The 19,477-nt window shown below is 57.4% G+C and carries 20 protein-coding genes; 1 reads left to right on the top strand and 19 read right to left on the bottom strand.

All coding sequences use genetic code 11. From position 1 onward, the window contains the following. Positions 1-165 precede the first annotated feature (165 nt). Positions 166-1,422, top strand: coding sequence for a DUF4214 domain-containing protein (locus ACZRMH_RS07670; RefSeq protein WP_464012885.1), 1,257 nt, complete (start codon positions 166-168; stop codon positions 1,420-1,422). 11 nt (positions 1,423-1,433) lie between these two features. Here the strand turns inward: ACZRMH_RS07670 and ACZRMH_RS07665 are convergent, their stop codons facing one another. From ACZRMH_RS07665 to ACZRMH_RS07575, 19 genes are all read right to left on the bottom strand, one after another. Further along, on the bottom strand, positions 1,434-1,958 hold the full coding sequence (locus ACZRMH_RS07665) for a DUF4376 domain-containing protein (protein WP_464012884.1): 525 nt from the start codon (positions 1,956-1,958) through the stop codon (positions 1,434-1,436). Next, complete coding sequence (locus ACZRMH_RS07660) at positions 1,955-3,586, bottom strand: WD40/YVTN/BNR-like repeat-containing protein (protein ID WP_464012883.1); 1,632 nt, start codon at positions 3,584-3,586, stop codon at positions 1,955-1,957. Before ACZRMH_RS07660 ends, ACZRMH_RS07665 begins: the two co-directional genes overlap by 4 nt. Beyond that, complete coding sequence (locus tag ACZRMH_RS07655) at positions 3,586-4,488, bottom strand: hypothetical protein (RefSeq protein WP_464012882.1); 903 nt, start codon at positions 4,486-4,488, stop codon at positions 3,586-3,588. The genes ACZRMH_RS07660 and ACZRMH_RS07655 overlap by 1 nt, the downstream gene beginning before the upstream one ends. Beyond that, positions 4,485-10,745 (bottom strand): tape measure protein, encoded by a 6,261-nt coding sequence (locus ACZRMH_RS07650; protein WP_464012881.1) that lies wholly within the window; start codon positions 10,743-10,745, stop codon positions 4,485-4,487. Before ACZRMH_RS07650 ends, ACZRMH_RS07655 begins: the two co-directional genes overlap by 4 nt. Before the next feature lie 89 nt (positions 10,746-10,834). Next, positions 10,835-11,185: a hypothetical protein gene (locus ACZRMH_RS07645; RefSeq protein WP_464012880.1), complete on the bottom strand. Its 351-nt coding sequence runs from the start codon at positions 11,183-11,185 to the stop codon at positions 10,835-10,837. Between the two features lie 61 nt (positions 11,186-11,246). Continuing rightward, the gene (locus ACZRMH_RS07640; RefSeq protein ID WP_464012879.1) at positions 11,247-11,408 is read right to left on the bottom strand and encodes a hypothetical protein; all 162 of its coding nucleotides are present in this window, start codon (positions 11,406-11,408) and stop codon (positions 11,247-11,249) included. 92 nt (positions 11,409-11,500) lie between these two features. Continuing rightward, positions 11,501-11,860, bottom strand: a complete 360-nt coding sequence (locus ACZRMH_RS07635; RefSeq protein WP_060766231.1) for a hypothetical protein — start codon at positions 11,858-11,860, stop codon at positions 11,501-11,503. 72 nt (positions 11,861-11,932) lie between these two features. After that, a complete protein-coding gene (locus tag ACZRMH_RS07630) occupies positions 11,933-12,406 on the bottom strand; it encodes a phage tail tube protein (protein ID WP_169880686.1) in 474 nt (157 codons plus the stop codon). Between the two features lie 56 nt (positions 12,407-12,462). Then, positions 12,463-12,861, bottom strand: coding sequence for a DUF3168 domain-containing protein (locus ACZRMH_RS07625; protein WP_169880687.1), 399 nt, complete (start codon positions 12,859-12,861; stop codon positions 12,463-12,465). Next, positions 12,858-13,283, bottom strand: a complete 426-nt coding sequence (locus ACZRMH_RS07620) for an HK97-gp10 family putative phage morphogenesis protein (RefSeq protein WP_169880688.1) — start codon at positions 13,281-13,283, stop codon at positions 12,858-12,860. The genes ACZRMH_RS07625 and ACZRMH_RS07620 overlap by 4 nt, the downstream gene beginning before the upstream one ends. Positions 13,284-13,285: 2 nt before the next feature. After that, positions 13,286-13,471: a hypothetical protein gene (locus ACZRMH_RS07615; protein ID WP_143007121.1), complete on the bottom strand. Its 186-nt coding sequence runs from the start codon at positions 13,469-13,471 to the stop codon at positions 13,286-13,288. A gap of 10 nt (positions 13,472-13,481) precedes the next feature. Continuing rightward, positions 13,482-13,802: a phage head closure protein gene (locus ACZRMH_RS07610; RefSeq protein ID WP_464012878.1), complete on the bottom strand. Its 321-nt coding sequence runs from the start codon at positions 13,800-13,802 to the stop codon at positions 13,482-13,484. Beyond that, the gene (locus tag ACZRMH_RS07605; protein WP_083333383.1) at positions 13,802-14,098 is read right to left on the bottom strand and encodes a head-tail connector protein; all 297 of its coding nucleotides are present in this window, start codon (positions 14,096-14,098) and stop codon (positions 13,802-13,804) included. The genes ACZRMH_RS07610 and ACZRMH_RS07605 overlap by 1 nt, the downstream gene beginning before the upstream one ends. Beyond that, a complete protein-coding gene (locus ACZRMH_RS07600) occupies positions 14,099-14,275 on the bottom strand; it encodes a hypothetical protein (RefSeq protein WP_273416622.1) in 177 nt (58 codons plus the stop codon). Positions 14,276-14,313: 38 nt separating this feature from the next. Further along, the gene (locus tag ACZRMH_RS07595) at positions 14,314-15,477 is read right to left on the bottom strand and encodes a phage major capsid protein (RefSeq protein ID WP_169880691.1); all 1,164 of its coding nucleotides are present in this window, start codon (positions 15,475-15,477) and stop codon (positions 14,314-14,316) included. Further along, on the bottom strand, positions 15,474-16,142 hold the full coding sequence (locus tag ACZRMH_RS07590; RefSeq protein ID WP_083333381.1) for an HK97 family phage prohead protease: 669 nt from the start codon (positions 16,140-16,142) through the stop codon (positions 15,474-15,476). Before ACZRMH_RS07590 ends, ACZRMH_RS07595 begins: the two co-directional genes overlap by 4 nt. 18 nt (positions 16,143-16,160) lie before the next feature. Next, a complete protein-coding gene (locus ACZRMH_RS07585) occupies positions 16,161-17,429 on the bottom strand; it encodes a phage portal protein (protein WP_464012877.1) in 1,269 nt (422 codons plus the stop codon). Then, positions 17,429-18,961, bottom strand: coding sequence for a terminase large subunit (locus ACZRMH_RS07580; protein ID WP_083333379.1), 1,533 nt, complete (start codon positions 18,959-18,961; stop codon positions 17,429-17,431). The genes ACZRMH_RS07585 and ACZRMH_RS07580 overlap by 1 nt, the downstream gene beginning before the upstream one ends. After that, on the bottom strand, positions 18,940-19,365 hold the full coding sequence (locus tag ACZRMH_RS07575) for a hypothetical protein (protein WP_083333378.1): 426 nt from the start codon (positions 19,363-19,365) through the stop codon (positions 18,940-18,942). Before ACZRMH_RS07575 ends, ACZRMH_RS07580 begins: the two co-directional genes overlap by 22 nt. Positions 19,366-19,477: the final 112 nt, after the last annotated feature.

The raw sequence follows: 19,477 nt of genomic DNA, 5'->3' as shown, positions 1-19,477 counted from the left end.
TATAGGTGCGGCGGTCGGTCTGGTCGGTTTTCAGCGTGGTGATGAAGCGGCTCAAGGCATGTCCTCCAAATGTACTGACAAGTATCCAGACTGATATCAAAGTGATATAACGCCAGTTTTCGGGCGCCAGAAGATATGCCCGCCTATGCAAGCAAGGAGCAACAAATGGCTACTGGGGATATTCGAATTGACGCTCTACTAGAGTCGGTTCAAGCAAGCTTGGCGCTGCAGCACAGGCCAGGCACTGGGGCAGAAATTACTTACAGCTTCCTCTCAAGCCCCTCGGTTAGTTACCAAATCTATGGCTTCCAAACATTCAGCCAGGATCAGCGCAGCGCGATCCGCTCAATGCTGGATGAGATCTCGTCACAAATCGGGGTTAACTTCCGTGAAGTTGATCAAGGCGGCGTCCTTCAATACGGCATGTATAGCGGCAGGGAGGGGATTCCCAGTTCGATAGTGAGCAAAGCAGAGTCAAAAACTGATGCCGGCGGCTCTGTGGTTTGGTTGAATTCCACGTTTACTCAGTTCCAAAACCTTATCCGTGGCGAGGGCCGTCAAATAGCGCTCCATGAGACAGGGCACGCTCTTGGGCTCAAGCATCCCGGCCAATACAGCGAGTTCGACACCGGCCCGTATCTGCCCGCGGAGCTTTCTACTGCCAATCACACGATCATGGCCTACAACGGTGGAAACACAGAGCATCTTGGCGACCTCGACCTCCTCGCGCTTCGATTCCTATACGGCGCCTCAAACAATAAAATTGATCTCAACGTCATTAATGTGACATCGCAATCTGCTGTTGGCAGTTACTTTAACGACCTCTTTGTTCTTGACACCAAGGGTGTGACAAATCCGGTAAACGTCTCTGGCGGAATGGGCACGGACGCCCTACAAATTAATGTATCTTCAAAAAGCGCAGCACTCCAAGCTGACCATAAGCAACTCACATTTTCAAACGCAGATGGGAACTCATCCGTCGTTGCGCTAGACAGCGTCGAACGTATCAACTTTACCGACGTGTCGCTTGCATTTGACATCGAAGGAAACGCCGGCCAAGCATATCGACTTTACAAAGCGGCTTTTGATCGGACTCCTGATAGGAGCGGCCTGGGTTATTGGATAAAAGAACTGGATAACGGTGCTCACCTTCAAGATGTTGCTAACAGCTTTATCTCCAGCACGGAGTTTCTGAGCCTATATGGAGCCAGCCCGACCAATCTGCAAATCGCTACCAGTCTGTATCAGCACGTCTTAGGCCGCACTCCGGATCAAGCAGGATTAAATTATTGGGTGGATCAACTCGACAAGGGCCTGATTAGTAAAAGCGGAGCGCTGGCCAGTTTTTCGGAGTCGTCCGAAAACCATATCGCCGTGAGTGGTCAAATACAGGCGGGAATCGAATACTTAGCTTATAGCTGACTCAGAGTTCGCTATTCTGGATGCATTGGCCACCCTTCTTCCAGCATCTCAGCGGTGATCGAGCCGTCGGCCACTGCGCCGAGAAGCACAGCCTCCCGATCAAAGCTGGCCTGCACAAAGGTGCGCACCGCCGAGGCCACGCCGATTATCTGCTGAGCCGTCAGATCGACGAAGCCGGCCACTGTTTTCCAGCGGACCGAATAGGCCGGGTCCAACATAGCGGCCAGAGCGGCGCCGGTGATAAGACCTTGGCTGTCCCGACCAGTGTCGATGGGCATGCCTTCGACGGTGGTGCCGGAGGTCTCGGCCAGCCAGCGGCGAGCGGCAATCAGCGCTGGCCAGTCGGGCGCCGGGGCCGGCTCGGCCTCCGGTGCAGCCGCCAGCTTCTCCCAACCGCTACCGGTCCAGCGCGCCACCTGGGTGCCTGTGAGTTTCGGCGGCTTGGTCGGCGTGCTGCACTCGGGCAAAGGACCGGTTTCGTCTACATCCACCTGTTCAAAGAAAATTCCTTGTTGGTCCCACAAATAAAGAATCATGCGGCCTCCAGGGCTTTAATGTAGGCAGTTAAACCAAGAGCAACCGGCTGACGCGGCAGTTGGAACTGGGTAACGGGATCATAGGAATACGGCAGTGACCGGCTAACATTTCCAGCCGTTGATCCGATCCCTACGAGAATTCCCTTGCCGGCGTGCGCCGTGTTTGTAATTCCGGACGGCGCAGTACCTATTTGGCTGAATAGGGAGTCCACGTATGTGTAGGGAAACACGCTCGCAATCTGGAGGAAGAAAGTTTGATTGGCGTAGACCATGGAGCTAACGTTAACGTTCGCTGGCATAGGCGTTAGGTCGAAACCAACACCGTTGTTTTTACTCAAGTAAGTATTAGTTACCCCGTTACCACCTGAGATTAACCATGTACCTGCGCCGTCGTTAGCCATAGCGCCTACAACGGTGGCCGATGTTAGAACTGTGGCCCAAGTAGCACCATAGTCAGTGCTGCGTCGAACTTTGGTGCCAGAAGAAAATAAGCATACACCTGTATTTTTATCTGCACCGATTTCCGCCAGCGTGACACTCCCCAATCCGTGTGCAGAGTTTGACCACGTGGCCCCGCCATTAGTGCTTCGGGCAATATTGACGTTGGCAGTGTTCGAAGCGATGGCTAACCAAACGTTGCTACCTGCATACACGGCTTTCGACCATCCGGAGGCCGTAGTTGTCGGCAGCGTGATAGAGCCCCAAGTTAAACCTTCGTCAGTACTGCGATACGCAGTACCAGCGATAGCGGATGTTGTTATTACCCAAGTTCCAGAACCATCAGTGGCAATCGATTGCGTATAGCCACGGGTTGTCGGTTGCAGTGTAAAAGTAGCGCCGTAGTCAGTGCTGCGGGAAACAGACCCGTCGTTGTTTAGAGCAATTACGATGCCTGCCTCATTGGATGCAATTTTAACGCTTGATATGGAGGTCCCTGTTGAAACCGAAGACCATGCTTGGCCGACTGCACTACCGAGTATCCCAAGCGTTGCAAACAGCACAGGGTAAGAAGATTGCGCCCGAATAGAACCGTCAGCCGGTAGCCATAGCGAACCGGGGTTGCGTGCACTTATCAGGATATCCCCGATCTTGTCCTGCTCGACCCAGCCAACTGTATTGCCGGCACCAACAACTAAGGATTTGCCGACTGTCACGCCCGCAACCGGAGGGAGCCCAAGCCCCCATTCTACCCCCGTGGCCCCAGTATTTACCCGGAGCACCTTGTAGGCATTGCCAGCCAGCGAGGGCAGACCTGCTGCGGATTGCGCGGCTGCGGCTGCTACTTCCGCCGAGTTCTTAGCGTTAACTGCCAGCGTTACCTGATTAGCCGCAAGCACCACCTGCGCCGCGCCATTGTTGGTAGCATCGATGGCCGACTGGGCAGCGGCATTCTTCGAGGCGTTCGCGGCGGTGGCGGAATTGGCGGCGGCCAATGCAGAAGCAGCAGCGGCAGCAGCTTGGGCTTGCGTCTCGGTCAACTGCCCGGCCATCCATTGGGTGGCGATGTTGATCTGCACAACCATCGGCTGCAGCGCACCGATCATTGCGTCCGCTTTCGGAGTGAAGTCTGCCGGGCCATCGCTGCGGCTTGGCGCCGGCGGCAGGTTCGAAATAACAGGTACGGCCATCAGATAACCCCTTCAACAGTGATGGAACAGTCGGAAACAGTCGGGCCCGAGAACACGATCTGAAAGTCTTTATAGAAACCAAAAAGGATGGTGGCCTCATACGATTCTTCGCCGATCCACACTACGGGTGTTGCCCGCAGATCAGCCAACAGCCGCCGAACTCGAGTGACCTCGGAGGTGTCCAGCGCGATATCAAAATCCGCGCGATTGGAGAAAGAGCGCTGAATGACAACGGTGTTGCCGAAGTCGTCCGTGGATTTGCGGCTGTAGTCGTTGATGCCGACCGAACTGCCATACAGCGCAGTGCCAATCTGCTTCACCGCCCCGATCACTAAATGCCCAACCGCTGCCACCTCGGCTCCAGCATCAATGGTCAGCACGATATCGGCCGAGCCGTAAGCCGGCATATCCAGCACGACAACGTCAGTGCGAATGCCGATCGGTTCAAAAAACCAGTCGTACCAGTTAGTCACTCCCGCATCGACCAGGCTGATCTCTTTGCGGTATACCTCCCCTTCCAGTGCATCGACCATCGTGACGGTGACCGACTTGCCCTTGAGGTTGAACAAGGCCAGGGATTTGACCACTGCACCTGGCTTGATCGTGACTTCAATCGTGCCGGGGTTGGTAGTCAGCGACTCCACCTTGTTGTCGAACATCCGCCAGCGGTTGGTAGAGCCCAGATCTAGCCACTTGGCAGGATGATCTTTGTCGATCACCTCTTCGCCCGGCTTAACTCCCGCCGGGACGGCGGCCAGCGCTTGGTAAATGTGGTGATTCCAAATCACCTTGGCATCGATGTCGTAGGCAGTGGTCGAAACCCATGCCGCGAAGTCCGTTTCAGGCACGTTGCTGCTGACCAACTTGGCCGGTGTTATTTCAACCGGCTTGATGAGTCTCATAGGGCGTAATCCCTTTCTTTTGGCGCACCTTCGGTATCCCACTTCTGAAGCAGCGAGGCGACTTGCTGATTGGTCTTGGCGATCTGGAACCGCTGCGATTTGTTTTCCTCACGCATCTGCTTGAGTTCGGACAAGAGCGCAGCGTTATCTCCGCCACCCCTCAGCATTGACGCCGTCTGGTTGGCATTGAAAATCCGGCTCGGGCCGGTGACCTCCAGCTCCGGACCGTTCTCGCCCACCAGGCGCAAACCACCGCCGAAGTCGCCTCCGCTGGCATAGCCGGGCACCTTGATTGCCTGGCCCTTTTCCTTGGCCGCGTTAGCAATGGCCTGGGCCAACTGGTCATAGGTGATTGCGCCGCTTGCAAGCTGCCCCTGCCAGTAATCCTTGCCAGCTGCATCGGCCTCCCGCCCCAGCAGCGACTGGTACACCGAATCGATCAGCGTGCCGTTGTTGGTTGATGTTCCATCGGAGGCTTTACCGGTGATGCCCGCCAACGCAGCCACGACCGCGAGGTTCATCGCATTGATGGCCGCCGTAACACCCATGACCGAGTTGTCGACGCCGTTGAGCGCATCCATCTGCGCCTGGGCGAACTCCAACTGCGAATCGAACTGAGCCATCTGAGCGTCATACGCCGCCTTGGCCAGGTCGATCTGGGTTTTCAGGCCAGCCAGCGAAGCCTCGGCACTAGTAAGCTGCTTGCCGTTTATGGCATTCAGCTCGGCCACTACGTTGGCAGTACGACCCTGGTCCCGTGCGAAGTCCTCCATGGAGCCGTACAGGTCAGTGTTGTTGTTGCTGACCGTGTCGAGCGCATCCTCCAGGCCGGTGAAGCCAGACAACGACTTGCCGGAGCGAGCGGTGACCAAAGCGCTTTGCAGTGTCGCTTGCGCCTGGGCGCGCAGCATCTTCACGGCGTCATCCGAATCGCCGCGCAACGCCTTGAGGGCCGTGCTCAAACTGCTGCTGACAGAATTCAGGCCGCTGACGTTTTCCGTCACGGTGCTGATCATGTCATTGAGCGAGGTGTTGGTGGCGTTGTACGCCTCGGTCGCCTTCTTCTGCTGGGCAGAAATTGCCCGCTGCACCGCGCTTTGGGCGTTGGTGACCGCTCCCATCATCGACTCGTTGAGCGCGTTCGTCCGCGACTCAAGAATGTCAAAAGCCTGCGCCGCACTGCCCGACATTCCTGTCAGCGTGACGTACATCTGCCGACCCGACTCGGTTGTCCGATCCAGCGCTTCGACCATGTCCCGATACGCATCACGTGTACCCGGCAGCTTCACGCCCATCGCTTCGAACTGCTTGTTCACCGTCGACAGCGCGTAGTCGGCCTTTTCCGTGTCCGTGTAGAAATTCTCGAAAAAGGAACTTTCTCCGGCTTTCAGGGCTTCCAGCCCGCCCGCCATGGAAATCAATTGCTCCGCCATGAATCCCGTGCTGACCGACACGTCGTACAGCTTCAGACCCAGCATCTCGAACGAGTCGTTGACGCTGTAGAGGTTGTTGACGAAGGTGGTCAGCGTCTCGAAGTTGTAACCGCCAAGGCCAGCTGCTGTAGCAGCATCGACAGCAGAAACCATCGAGTCGGCCACGCCACCGAACCACTTGGCGATTTCGGCCTGGATCTCCTCAGCCGTTTTGTCCTTCGTGCTGATCTTCTGCGCGCCGATATTCAAGCCATCGAGCACGCCATCATTCAGCTCGACATTGAGACGGTCGAACAGATCGAGGACCGAGCCCTCGGTGGCGTCATAGGTCGCATCAAGGGCGGCCTGGGTTTCCGGATCAAGCGCCGAGTAGCGAGTGCGCTTCTTGTTCTTGCCAAACAGCCCGCCTTTTTTCTTCTGGTACTCGAATTGACGACCCTCAAACTCGCCGCCCTCGACGCCCAGCGAAAAGCCCACGTCCTTGGTCTGCCACGAACCGCCGAAGAGCTTGGAGTTGAGCATTCCAAGTGCAGCCGAAGCGAATGTTGAGCCGGAGAAGATAGCCGCCAGCTTTCCACCGATCACCTTGGACGCGATCTTGTCTGTCAGTCCGAGCCCTGCGAGCGAGGACTTGGCAAGAGGATCGTATTTCACGATGTCCAGGTTGGTCACTTCACTGGTTTTGTACCTCACGCCGGCATCGTACAGCTTGCCCGACTGGTACATCCCCATAGCCACAGCCAGCGGCCAGGCTGCGGCCGCACTACTCATAGCCGCGCTGATCTGGCCTCCTATGGACGCTGCTGTGGCTGCCGCCCCAACCTCGGCAGCCGCATATGTTGCCGCAGTGGTCGTCGCCACGCCGGTGCCGAACTGGGCACCCAGAGACGCAGCACCCTGAGACACGGCCCCCGACAGCGCCGAGGCCGTCAATCCCTGGGAGGCAACCGTGGCCGCGGTGCTCGCCGCAGTAGCCCCAGTGAAGACAGACGCCAGGGTGTTGAATCCTGTCGTGAGCTTCCCAGCGATGCCGCTGAGCATGTTGCCGTAGTAGCCAGCACCACCTTGAATGGCGCCACCAATACCACCGGAGGCATAGCCCGACGCAATCGACGAACCCACACCGGTCAGATTGCTCCACGCCGAGTACAGGTTTTTACCCAGGCTGACCATGCCGCCCCAGCCGTTAGCATCGCCCGCGGATCCGCCCTGACCCGTTGCGCTACCAAGAAGCTTGCCCCATACCGAAGACAAGCCCTGGCCGTTGTCGGAACCAGTCAGCCAGTTGCTGATCGAGGCCAATAACGGCTTGGTGGTAAGCATGTGAGCAATCTCGCCCAAGGTCTGCTTGAAACCCTTCTTCAAGTTATCCCACAGGCTTTCCGCACCGCTGCCGATGTTGCCCCAAGCACTGGCAAAGGCCTCGTCGATACGATCGATTGCGCCCTCGGTCATCTGCCCCCAGATCGTGGCCTTGCTGCGGTTGACATCGTACTCGTTGCCGAGCTTGACCAGGGCGTCTTGGTAGAGCGCGGTTTTGCCAGGCGCCAACTCCATCGCCGCATAAATGTCTTGCTGCGCCTGCTCATAATCCTTGAGCAGTTTGATCTCCGGGTTGAGACGATCAATGATGCCTTCGATGCGGCCCGCGCTTTCCAGTGCCTTGTTCGCATCCAATTGAGCCTTGGTGGTGGCCAGCAGCTGCTTGTATTCCTCGCTACCGATGGCGATGTTCTTGCCGATCAGTTCGGCCTGCACGGCCTTCTCGATATTGAATGCCTCGAGCGCGGCAGTACCCTGAATCGTGGCCGTGGCCTGTTTCAAAGTGTTGTCGATCTCAACCTTCATCTCAGCGATTTTTTTGTTTACGTCCCGGCGATCTTCGGCGTCCTGCAGAGCATTGACGGCGGCGGTCACTTTGTCGCGAGCACCCGCGCCCGTTTTGAGCAATTCCTCTTCGATCTGCTGCTGGATGGTGATTGCGCGAACGTTATCCGCGCCAGCCAGGTAAGCGTCAGCCATTTGATTGGCGGCAGTGGTCGAGATACCAGACTTGGCCAGCAGGTCGGTAAGGGCTTTTTCCTGATTTTTAATGGCGGTCGCGGCAGCATTAGCCGCCTTGTCCACGCGCTTGTTCGCTTCAGTGGTCGCGTCAAGTTGGGCGATGGCGGCTGTTGCGCGATCAAGTGGAGTGGCTTTTGGCGTAGCCGGAACGGAGGGCGCAGTGCCACCATTGGTGAGAAGGCCGTAACCGGTTAGGTTCTGCTTTGGCGGTGTAACGAGGAGCATGTTCTGCCCCGTTGCCACGCGCATCGTCTGATCGATGATGCGCTGCATGGCATTAACTTGGCGGGTAGCGCTCTCCTCTGCCGCCTTTGCGGTGTCATCAAGGGTCTTTTTCTGTGCCGCCGCTGCTTGAGTGGTTGCATCCTCAGCAGTGTAGAGCGCCACGAGCTGCAATTTGAGGCTGGCTTGCTGGACCTTGTCACCTTCCTTAATCGCGTCCTGGTACTTTTTCAGGGTGTCAGTTTGGTCAGCGATGAGCTTCGCTTGCGCAGCCTGGGCCGGTGTTGCACCCATTTTGGCGGCCGTATAAGCAGCCTCAGCAGCAGCATTCGCCCCGAGAAGGTCACGGGTTTTGGTCAACTGCTCGACGTATTTGTCCCATGCGGCCTTGCTTGCGTCAGTCTGGCTTGAATCTTTTTGAGCGACTTTCAGTTTTTCGGTGCTGGAAGTCACGGAGACAGTCGTGTCTCGAACCTGGCCGAGCAATTTCCCGTATTTGTCGGCTCTGAGTCCGTTGATCTCATACGCCGCTGCTGTTTGCTCGAGCATGGTGGTGTAAGCAGGCAGAATCGCTTTGTTCTCTTTTACCCATTCAGTGACGCTATTAAGCGACCGCGAGCCAGTGCGAACCTCCTCCATCAGCTGGTTGAATTTTTCGCCGCCTTCGATACCCGCCATGCCTAGCTGCTGGAAAGCCTGGCTGCCGCGCATCGCGTACTCGTTAAGCGCGTCACCGACCTCGTCCAGGGCATCCGCTTGCTTCTCACTCCAAGTCGATACCTGAAGGGTTCGCTGTGCCGCTCCGAGTTCTTTGAACTTGGCAATCGAATCATCAACCGTCAGATTCTGATCAATCAGCGCGGACGTGGCGGTTTTGGCGCTGCTACCGAAGTCGATGAAAGAAGCGGCAACAAGCCCGGTCATAGCGATAAGGCCGACAGGACCGCTCAAGAGCGCCAACAATCCGCCGCCGGATGCTGTGAGCACCGTTGTCGCCTTGGCAGTGGCTGATGCGGCGGCAGAAGCCCGATCCGATGCAGCCGAGGCGGCATTGGTTGTAAGCGTTGTTTCAGCAAGAGCACCGCGCGCCGCCGTTCGCGAAGCTAGGGCTGCTGTGATTTCGGCAGATGTTGCAACCGTTGTCGCAGCAAGGGAGGTTTCAGCGACCTGCAGCTGCTTGGTAATAGCAACTTCATCAAGACGTAGCGCAGCGATCCGCGCCACCGACATAGCTCTGCCTTGATCCGTTATTTGAGCGCGTAACCTTTGCTCCTCGAGAACTCGCTCGGCGACCAGAGTGCTTTGAACGGCCTTGATATTCCCTATTTCAGATGTCTGGCGCAGGCGATCAGACGCAACCTTGGCCTCTGCACTCGAAAGCTCGACTGCGGCGCGCTCCACCATTGCGGCAGCTTCAGCCTGTCGAGTCTGCGCAGTTACCAGCGACTGCCGGGCCAATGCCGCATCGGCAGTGACAGCCTCAAGGCTTGCTTTTGTGGTAAGCACAAGAGCGCCCGCCTGCTTGACCGAGGCGGCAGTGGACTGCGCGAACGAGGCAACCAGTTTCCCCGCGCCAAGCGTTAGTGCCGCGACCCCCACATACGCAACGTTTTCGAGGGCATTGCCCACGTTTTTGATGGTTTCAGTGAAGCCTTCACCATCCGCCGTAACCGCATCCATCGCCCGGGAGGCAGATGTAAGCGCCGCCGAGATCCTGGAGCTCATCCCGCCGACCTTGTCGCCCTCCCCGATCATCTTGGTAAACGATGATTGAACGCGCGTCAGTCCGGTCCCAATGGTGTCTTGCATCTTGCCGAACAGCGCATCCACCGCGCCCTGCTGCGCTTGCAACGCCTGCACGACGGATTCAGCTGTCAACTTGCCCTCTGCACCCAGAGCGCGGAGTGCGCCCACGGACACACCCATTCCCTTGGCAATGGCCTGGCTGAGCGCCGGAGCTTGCTCCATGACGGAGTTCAGTTCTTCGCCACGCAGGGTTCCAGAGGCGAACGCCTGTCCCAGCTGAACCAGGGCGGCCTCAGACGATGCAGCTGAAGCGCCACTGATCACCATCGTCTTGCTGATGGTTTCGACGATACCGGCCACACCCTTGCCGCTCAGCTTCAGCGCATCCTGATTCTGGGCGATGCGCTGGTACAGCTCAGCAGTTGCAGTCAGGGGCTGGCCCGACTTTTGCGCAATGCTGAAAACGGCATTTTGGGCAACCGTGAATTCAGCGCTGCTCGATGTCACCAGTTTCAGCCGGTTGGCAATTTGCGTGTATGCCTCGGCCTGGCTAATCAGTGCACCAATACCGGCGCCACCAACACCGATGGCAAGAGCGCCCTTTAGAATCCCGCCCATACGCTGAGCACTGAGGCCAACTCGGTCGAAAGCAGAGTCAACCTGTGACAACTGACGATCAATACGCCCAGAGACCTGCGCGACAGACGAGTCAGCCCTCGCCATTTCTTGGCGGAGCTGCGCCGTAGTGGCTTCTAGTCGGATCAGCATCCCCTGGACTTCTTGACCTGCCATATATTTTCTCCAGGCGAAAAAAATCGCCAAACGGCGATCTGTTGACATAAAAAAGCCCGCGTTAAAGCAGGCTTGGGATAGGGCTACATTTATCTGGTCATTTGTATAAACACACCAATGACTATCGCAGCGAAAATACCTAATGCAATCAGCTGGACAGCCAGCTCGACGCCGGAATCGCTATCACCTGCTTTACCCTTCACTTGTTCAGCTTCCGCCAATGAGTGCTCAGCACAAGCATTCAACTCTTCAACGTACACGCTATAGAACGCCTCCTTTTCGGTAGCGGTAAGCCCCTGCAAACTCTTCTCGAGTTCATCACGCTGATCCAGCGATTTCTGGTGAACGTTCCCGCCCTCTAGCCCGAATCTGACAAGCTCGGCGTGCTTCTTCTCGACGTACTGCCGGACCTGCGCTCTCGATACTTCCCTGACTTCCATGGCGCTCTCCAAAAAAAGATCAATGGAGAGTATCAAAACGCCAGCGCCAAAGCATGGAGCCCTACGCGGCGTCCTGCTTCCTGCTCATAGCTGCCACCCTGAATCCCATCCGCGCATCCTTGGCGACGGCCTCTTTGGGTTGCTCGCTTTCTGGCTGTCCATTGGGATTGGTCATAATCAGGAAATGCAGCTTTGCATCCCAGGCCATCAGGATCTGAGGCACGGGAGTTTCCCATGCGTCCCGCGCAGACCAGCCCAGCCAGCCCGTAGCCATGCCGAAGACCTCATCGACATAACTACCGTTGGCAGGACGATTTACTTTTTTGCTTTTTTCTCTGGCTCTTCAGCAGCCTTTTCCAGTTCTTCCTCGGTCTTGGCCGCAGGGTTCAGCAATGCCACGACGTAGGTAATCAGAGGCACAGTCACTTCGCCGACGCCCTGCTCGTAGATTTCTTCCTCAAGCGCCTCTACCTCTTTGGGCTTCAAGGTCAGGTTTGCGCCGGCGATGATCACCCTGGAGGCAGCGGCCAGGCTGAACTTCTGCAATTCCGCCAAGGCAGGGCTGATACCACCAAAAAAGCGCTCGATGCTGCGAACAGCCTTCAGGTTGAAGTTCAGGGTGTAAATCTCGGAACCTACAACAACATCGGTAGTGCCGTGGTCAGTCTTGGACATGGGTATCTCTCTTTATCGAATAGGGGTTATGCCGGCGTCGCAGAATTGCGGCACCGGTGGAGGCGGGTCGAATTACGGAGCGTCAGGCACTTCGTAGATTTCGGAGTTGATGCCGAGGGTCACGGTGCGCTTAACCACGCTTTCAACGCTCACGCCGGTCTTCTTGTTGCTCATGACCTTGGCCGCGAAGTAGTCCACCAGACCGTCGACGTACTCGACCTTGATTGGGTAGTCGAACTGCGAGCGATCCAGAAACGCCGTCACCAGTGCGAGCTGGCCGGCGTCCCCAGCATCGAAGCCAATCGACAGCTCGACCGTACCGGCATCTGCCAGACCTTTGAGGTGAGTCGCTCGACCGGAGGCCAGTGCGGAGAAGGTCACGTCGTTGATGGTGTCGCCGTAGTCGCCGATGCTTTCCAGTTCGCCGATCTCGACATAAGCCAGACCTGCAAGCAGCGTGACGGCAGCCGCAGCGGTAGCCGGCAATTTGGCCGAGAGACGCGGACCAATTGAGATCCGCGTATTCGCGCCGGTATTAATAGGCATGGGTAGTCCTCCTGAGGACAGGTGATGTAGCCGCAGCGCGGCGTTGGTTCAGCGGTTTAGTGTTGGGTGAGGATGCTGAGAACGACGGAGCCCATGTAGGTTTTGCCGTCCGGCTCGCGATTTGTTTCAGTGCGCAGAACGCGTACCGACACGGCTCGACCTTGGTCGGCGGGCAAGGAGAGCGCGATCCGATCCAGAGCGGCCGCGATCTCGGCATTGATGCGCTTCACCTCGGCCTGGCCTTTGTAATTGCTCCAAACCGACAGATAAAACAGCCTGTTTTCGCGCTTCTTTCCGGAGATTGGTGTGGCGTTGCTGGAAATCTCAGTATCCATCACGACATACGGAAGCCGCGTCTTTTCAGGAACGCAATCGAATACCTTGCAGGAAATAACGCCTGGCTCCGTCAGCCTGTGGAGCAGCGCCTTTTGCAGCGCTAAGCCTGGGTCACTCATCTAGCCTCCGCAGCCTTCTTCAGCGTGCTGGCAATCGCCCTGCTGATGATTGATTGGATCTCGTCCCGGTTCATGTCGTAGGACGGGCGCAGCCATGGGTGTGCAGGACGAGCCGCGACAACGCCATCTCCACGCGTGTACTGCTTGGTTCCGTGCTCAATGAATTTCGCATAGAAAATCTTCTGATTTTTCTTCTTGCCGCGAATGCCGATCTGAGCATCAAGGCCGGACTTCGAGACAAAAGCTGTCAGTGCATTTTCAGCATCACCTTCGTCCTTAGGGATCATCTCTTGCTGAGTGGCCAGCACCAGATTGGCGGCCTGGACCATCGCCGGACGCAGGTCGTTTTCCATCTCGTTGCCGATCCGACGCAGCAGGCCGCGCAGCTTGAAATCACCCTGCACGCTAGAGCGGCGGGCCATGATCAGGCTTTCCGTCTGGCTGTTTTGGCCTTTGGCTCAACTTCGACCGGGACTGTATCGGCGACAACCTCGACGACGGCCCGGCGATCAATCAGATCGGCACCCGTGGCCGCATCAACAACAAACTCTTCGCCTGGCACCTTGATGCCCATCGGCCCCGAGATTCGGGACAATGCTCGAACTTTCATGATTTACACCTCAGGGGTTTGGAACGTTGGAGCACAACAGCCGAAGCATGGAGCGCTCGTTGTCAGGCAGTGCTGCCTCGATCAGGTAAGTGGTTCCGGAATGAATAATCCTCATCTGAGCCACCAGGTCAGGCGCATAGCGGACGCGGATCTCGGCAGTGACCAAATTCACTACTTGATCGGCTACGACCTTGACGCGCCCGGTGGGAGTAGTGATCTCAGCCCAGACCTTCCGAAGCTCAACCCAGTCTTCTGAATAACCACCGTAGCCGTCCGGAACCTCTTGAATGGACTGCACTGAGCAGTGGTGGCGCATTGGTCCGGCTCTCATCAGAAACGCTTCCTTGTCCAAAGCAGGGCATTTACCCCCATCGGGACTTGATTGGCGGCAGCACCAATCGCGACTTCCTCGCGGTTGGCGTACCAATGGCCGATCAGCAGCAAAATGGCCTGCTTGACGTCATCGGTAAGGGCCATCTGGTCAGGGGATTCAGGGGCTTCAACGATTCGGCGGTCGCAATGCTGCTGCACATACTCGACCGCACCATTGAGGTAGGCACCGATCAGGGCATCTTCCTCGGCACCGTCGACCCGCAAGTGAGCTTTGACCAGGTCGAGATCAATCATTTACTTCACCACTTTTTTCGCCGGCTTCTTGTCTTCCGGCTCGGCATCGACCTCTTCGGCGAGATCCATGCCGATCAAGGCTTCGGCGATGGCGTCATCCACCTCACGTTCTTCAAACTGGTTGAAGTTGCCGGCGTGGAAGTGTGAAAACTGGCGTAGCGCTCGAATCTTTTTCATGTGGCAAACGGGGCAGTTACCCGCCCCGTCCTCGATGGTTACGCAGCCGGGGTGAATGTACCCTTGATGATCGCGGTCGGACGGTAGTGAGTCACCGCCAGGCGCTCTTCACACAGGATGGTCAGCATGTTCTTCACGAAGTTGTCGCGATCCTGGTTGCTGATCTCGATGGTCGCGTCCATGCGGTCCCAGATTTGCGACGCCAGGTCGAAGCCGCCCACGGTGAAGGTGCCCTGCGCCTGGGCCTTGGTGGCCACAACCGGCAAGCCCCACATGACTTTGGCCGCGAATGCTGCGGGGCCGCCGAAGATGTAACGACCGTCGGCGTCTTTCAGCAGCGAAATGGCGTGCCAGTCGCGCGGGTTCAGGATCAGGCCGGACGCTTCGAATTCCGACTCGCTGGTCTGGAAAATGGCGTGGGCCAACTGATCCGCGCGGGTGTCACCGGTTGCGTTGAGGCTGGTCGCGTAGGCAGTGGCCACTACGTTCAGGCCGATCAGGTTGTCACCGGTGCCGTCGCCGTTGAGCAACTGGCCTTCTTCGGCCAGATCCAGGCCAAACAGGAGGCGACCGTTCACGTAGGATTCGAGCATCGGCGCATCGTCCATGATCTGGCGCGAAGCCTGGATCCAGTGAGCAATGGTTTTGACGTTCGCGGTTTCCTTGGTGAAGGTCAGCTGCGACTCTGGCTTCAGCGCGCCTTCAGCCACCGGTGCGGCGCTGTTGGTGAACACGTTTTCGCGAACGTATTCAATAGCGTTCGAAGTGGTGCGACCCTGGGCCAACAGATCACGGATAGTAAGGCGGCGCAGCCCAGGCATCAGAATGCCGGGATTTTGTTGAGCCTGGACGAGTGCGGCAGCCGAGCCAGCGCCAGAGCCCAGCGCTTTGCTGAAGCTCTTCACGTCGATTTTGCCCGACGTGGAGCCGTTCCAGCCCTTTTTCAGGTCTTCAGCGGCGCGCTCGGCAAATGATTTCTTGTGCTCTGGATTATCCAGATTGCCAGCGGCAAGCTTAGATTCCAGGTCAAACAAGCGCGTACCGGAGGTTTTCAGCTCTTCCTGCAGCTTGATGAAGTCATCCTGCAGCTTTTTGCTGATCTCGCCGGTGCTGGAAATCTCTTTCTTCTGCTCATCGAACAGACCCTGGATGCGGGCCTGTTGTTCTTCGATGGCTTTTTCGATCTTGGCCAATTCGGTCATGGTTTGATTCCTGAGGGGGTGAAGGAGTTGATGCGCTGCAACAGCGCTGAAATTTCGCCACCTTCGGAATCGCTCCGAACTGCGGACTTGATGCGGGCGATGAACGCCAACGCTTCGGACTTGGAGAGACCGGCTGAATCTCTCAGCCAGTGCTCTGCATCACGAATTGATTCGATTGTTTCCATGCTTTTCAGCGACGAGATGGCCGCGTCTTCATTGGACGGTTCGGTGCAGATACTGATTTCACGCAGGCGCTGCATGGACTTGAATGCCATGCCGCTCTGAATTCGGTCGAAGTCGCCAGCAGCCGCCAGAAAGCCAACGGAAAGGCCGCCGACCGTGCCGTGCTGCATGGCAGCTTTGAGCGCTTCAGACTGGGGGTTACCGGGAGTGAGTTCGCCGCGAGCAAGTAAGCCCTTGCTGTCCTCTTCGAGGTGTAGCCACTTACCTACCGGGATCTCGTTGCGCCGGTGGTTGAAGAACATCGCCACCGCCCGACTCTGGCTGGTCAACGCCTTGGCAAACGCACCGGGCAGGATAATGTCGCCATCAGCATCAACCTTGTTGAAGACACTGGCATAGCCCTCAAACACTCCCTGCGTGCCGTTTCCTGCGAACTTGATTTCGGCCTGTTCGAAGGCGATCGTCTTTTGAATATTGGACATTTGGTAACTCCAGAAAAACTAAACCCCGCTAGGGGCGGGGTTCGTTTTGCCAAGCTGATCGAGCGGCACGTTCTGTGATTGCCTTGTGGCCACGTCGCCCCCGGGCAGCGCCGGCCGGTTGTCCAGGCGGCGCCCCTCGTTGACGGTGAGCAACCCGGAATCAATTTGAGACTTGAGGTAGTTAGCCCGAGCGGTAGAGTCGCCGCGCAACAGGCCTTCGAGGTTGTGCTCAGCATGGAAGCGGCCGACATCGCCAGGCTTTAGGAGCCATCGCTCGATGGCGTACTCCCAACGGTTGATAAATGGCGAAAGCGTGTATTGCAGGAACCCGAGATTCTGCTGCTCGATGCCCGAGCCCCAGCTGGTGGATTTTTCAACATCGCCCACCAGATGCGGTGGTACGCCGAAGAAGCGCGCCACTTCGCTAACCTGAAACTTCCGGGCCGCCATTGTCTCGGCATCCTGAGGCGTCACGCCGATGGCCTGGGTCGTGAATCCCGCCTCAAGAATCCATAGGCGTTTCTTCACCGGACCACCAGAAATCTCCTTGAAGTTGACGTCGAGCTGGTCGCGCTGCGCCTCGGTCAGCGTCTTGTCCCCGGTTGAGAGGATCTGCGGCGACTTGGCTCCGTTCGCGTAGAAGTCACGCTGCTGGTCTTCCATGGCCACCGCGACACCCGTGGTCTTCGCACCAAACGCGATCGGGGAAAGCCCAACCAGGCCGTTAAAGCCGAAGCCCTTCAGGTGGAAAATGTCGCTTTGCTTGAAATCGACGTACTCGGTATCGCGCTTGTACCGGTAGACGACCCGCTTACCCTCCATCCTGACGTCCATTTGAACGGTCATCAGAGGCATCAGGCTAATCACGTCGCCAACGCTGTTGCGCTCGATAAGTGCATAGGCATTTCCGTAGAAACACAGCTGCATGGTCATCGCTTCGCGAAACTCCACCGCCGTCATGTACTGATTCGGCATGTACCGCAGCAGGCGCGCCAGCGGATTGTCCAGGCCGACCTTGTCGCGGTTGCCGCTGCGTGTCTCGAATACGTCCAGCGGCAGGCCAGCGGTAACGGTTGAAATCAGCCGGACGCACGCGAACACGGTAGCGATCTGCAACGAGCGTTCATCTGATACGACTGAGTCGCCCACCGCGCCAGTCGCGGACATAGGCCCGGCCTGAGACCCTTTTTCAGGCGTAACGAGGCGACCTCCCGTGAAGAAGCTCGCCATGCGCGCCCAGAAAGGGCTGCGGGTGCGCAGATCGATGCTGTAGTCGGTATCGGCCATTAGAAACTCATTGGTCTGAAGAGGAATGCATCAAGGTCGGCGGGCGCTTCTTCTGTTTCACCACTGCTTGCGGCTGAGACCGCCATTGCCAGCGCGACCATGCCGTCGATGCGGCCGGTTGCCTTGGCCTTGGTAAATTTTCGCCCGCCAGCAGGATCGGTCACCGTCACTGCGTTGGCCGAGCACATCGTCAATACGGGATGCATGCCATGACGGAGCTTCTTAGCCAGCAGCATCGATTCAAACTCGCGAAGCGCAGGCGACATGCTTTGAAAGCCTTGCCCAAACTCTTTGAACCGGCTCAGTTCCTCTTCCGAAAAGCCCGCCCTGATCAGGCAGGGCTTGAGAAAACGCATGTTGTATCGGTCAAAGTTGATGACCTGGACGTCACACCGGTCAAAGACTGTTCGAAGGTGCTCGGCGACAAAGTCGTACTCAATCGCGCGGCCTGGACAGGTTTCTAAAAATCCATCCCGCGCCCACTGGTCATAAGGGACCCGATCGTTTCGAGACTTCTCCGTCAAACCCTCTTCGGGCAGCCAGAACGTAGACTCAACGTCGCCGTCTTCACTCACCAACTCCAAAGAGGTCAAGTCGCTGACTGCGGACAGATCGAGACCGCCATAAACCCGCCGGCCGTCAATCGAAGATGGTTTAGCGCCGTTTTCAGCCCAGATCGTTCTGTTTACAAACGGGCTGCGAGCCTCGACACGCTGGTTTAAGATCAAATTTCGGTAAGCAGGCTCCCGGCTCGGCAGACGCTTGGCGTCCGAGGCCTGGCGAAACACCTCTTCCTTGTTCATGAAGTCGTCGAAATGCGGGTTGGCCGCCCGGATGGCCTCTTCACTGAAGGGGTCCATGTCCATCGGTGCGGTGCAAATCTCGACCTTGTTGCGTGGATCAGCGCCGGACAGGGCATCATCGATAAGCAAGCTGAGCAAATCGGCATCCGTTGGCGCCTGGGTGCTGATGATGATCGACAGCGGCTGCTCTTGCGCGGCGCTGGCCGTCTCAAGCGCTTCATACAGCTGGGATCGCGGGCCGACAACCTGGCCCAGCTCATCGTGGATCATCAATGCCGGGCTCAAGCCGAACTTGGTCGCGGCGTCAGCGCTCAGCGCTTTGTACAGCGTGCCCAGCTCACCACAGAGCAATTCCTTGGCGGTGTCGCGAATGTTCACGTAGGTCGACAGGTCGGCACTCATCCGAACGACCTTGGCTGCCAGCTCGAACAGGATCGCGGCCTGATCGCGGGACTGGGCAGCGCTGTAAATCTGCGAGTTCGCCCTCGCCTCGGGGCCACACAGGTGCAACAACACGATGAATGCACTCAAGGCGGTCTTAGCGTTCTTGCGAGCCATGGACAAAATGAATGTCCGGGTCGGCGAATCGTAGATCCGTATCAGCCAATGCTTCTGTTTGGTGGTCAGCTTGACCTTCTTGCCGACCATCTTCCCTTCAGGAATGCAGCAAAAATCCTCGATCCACTTAATGTTCCGCTCGCCCCTGGTCAGTCGTTTTCGCCCTGCCATGGTTTACGTCCTTTCGCGGATGGCACCGCCTTGTCCGCGCGGACCAAGCTTTGCTGTGTGAGGCGCATCGATCTGAGCAGCGCATTCATGGTTCTGGTTTCGCGCTCGACCATGCCGCTCAACTTGTCGTATCGCTTCAGTCCTTCGTCCTCCAGCAACCAGTCCGGATCGAACGATTCGAGCTGTTGAGCCAGGATGTCGGACTGCACTTTGTGTCGGCAGTATTGGACGAGCAGAGCTGCGTTCTCAGGGCCAAACCAATCGGCAGGCCGGGCATTTACCACGGTGACCCATGTCGCCTTCTGAGCGGGCGTCAAACCCGCTGGCGGGGCCATTCTTGAATCGATGCCCTCGGGCTTGGCCACGTACAACGAGGCAACGGATTTTTTGCCTCTTTCGGCCATCGCGATTTACCAAAAAAACTACGGATTAATGAAAGGAAAGGGCGAGGGCCGATTTCCGGCAACACGTCGCCTGAAGTTTTCCCCTCCCCCCCCCTTTGCGATCGATTCGCAT

This window comes from Pseudomonas sp. B414 (assembly GCF_055408445.1).
The sequence above is the reverse complement of the archived record's forward strand: the minus strand, read 5'-3'. Positions and strand labels throughout refer to the sequence as shown.

What these genes read in the sequence shown, in the direction of transcription:
- ACZRMH_RS07670 (WP_464012885.1), top strand. Translation starts at nt 166, where the DNA reads ATGGCTACTGGGGATATTCGAATTGACGCTCTACTAGAGTCGGTTCAA.
- ACZRMH_RS07665 (WP_464012884.1), bottom strand. Translation starts at nt 1,958, where the DNA reads ATGATTCTTTATTTGTGGGACCAACAAGGAATTTTCTTTGAACAGGTG.
- ACZRMH_RS07660 (WP_464012883.1), bottom strand. Translation starts at nt 3,586, where the DNA reads ATGGCCGTACCTGTTATTTCGAACCTGCCGCCGGCGCCAAGCCGCAGC.
- ACZRMH_RS07655 (WP_464012882.1), bottom strand. Translation starts at nt 4,488, where the DNA reads ATGAGACTCATCAAGCCGGTTGAAATAACACCGGCCAAGTTGGTCAGC.
- ACZRMH_RS07650 (WP_464012881.1), bottom strand. Translation starts at nt 10,745, where the DNA reads ATGGCAGGTCAAGAAGTCCAGGGGATGCTGATCCGACTAGAAGCCACT.
- ACZRMH_RS07645 (WP_464012880.1), bottom strand. Translation starts at nt 11,185, where the DNA reads ATGGAAGTCAGGGAAGTATCGAGAGCGCAGGTCCGGCAGTACGTCGAG.
- ACZRMH_RS07635 (WP_060766231.1), bottom strand. Translation starts at nt 11,860, where the DNA reads ATGTCCAAGACTGACCACGGCACTACCGATGTTGTTGTAGGTTCCGAG.
- ACZRMH_RS07630 (WP_169880686.1), bottom strand. Translation starts at nt 12,406, where the DNA reads ATGCCTATTAATACCGGCGCGAATACGCGGATCTCAATTGGTCCGCGT.
- ACZRMH_RS07625 (WP_169880687.1), bottom strand. Translation starts at nt 12,861, where the DNA reads ATGAGTGACCCAGGCTTAGCGCTGCAAAAGGCGCTGCTCCACAGGCTG.
- ACZRMH_RS07620 (WP_169880688.1), bottom strand. Translation starts at nt 13,283, where the DNA reads ATGGCCCGCCGCTCTAGCGTGCAGGGTGATTTCAAGCTGCGCGGCCTG.
- ACZRMH_RS07615 (WP_143007121.1), bottom strand. Translation starts at nt 13,471, where the DNA reads ATGAAAGTTCGAGCATTGTCCCGAATCTCGGGGCCGATGGGCATCAAG.
- ACZRMH_RS07610 (WP_464012878.1), bottom strand. Translation starts at nt 13,802, where the DNA reads ATGAGAGCCGGACCAATGCGCCACCACTGCTCAGTGCAGTCCATTCAA.
- ACZRMH_RS07605 (WP_083333383.1), bottom strand. Translation starts at nt 14,098, where the DNA reads ATGATTGATCTCGACCTGGTCAAAGCTCACTTGCGGGTCGACGGTGCC.
- ACZRMH_RS07600 (WP_273416622.1), bottom strand. Translation starts at nt 14,275, where the DNA reads ATGAAAAAGATTCGAGCGCTACGCCAGTTTTCACACTTCCACGCCGGC.
- ACZRMH_RS07595 (WP_169880691.1), bottom strand. Translation starts at nt 15,477, where the DNA reads ATGACCGAATTGGCCAAGATCGAAAAAGCCATCGAAGAACAACAGGCC.
- ACZRMH_RS07590 (WP_083333381.1), bottom strand. Translation starts at nt 16,142, where the DNA reads ATGTCCAATATTCAAAAGACGATCGCCTTCGAACAGGCCGAAATCAAG.
- ACZRMH_RS07585 (WP_464012877.1), bottom strand. Translation starts at nt 17,429, where the DNA reads ATGGCCGATACCGACTACAGCATCGATCTGCGCACCCGCAGCCCTTTC.
- ACZRMH_RS07580 (WP_083333379.1), bottom strand. Translation starts at nt 18,961, where the DNA reads ATGGCAGGGCGAAAACGACTGACCAGGGGCGAGCGGAACATTAAGTGG.
- ACZRMH_RS07575 (WP_083333378.1), bottom strand. Translation starts at nt 19,365, where the DNA reads ATGGCCGAAAGAGGCAAAAAATCCGTTGCCTCGTTGTACGTGGCCAAG.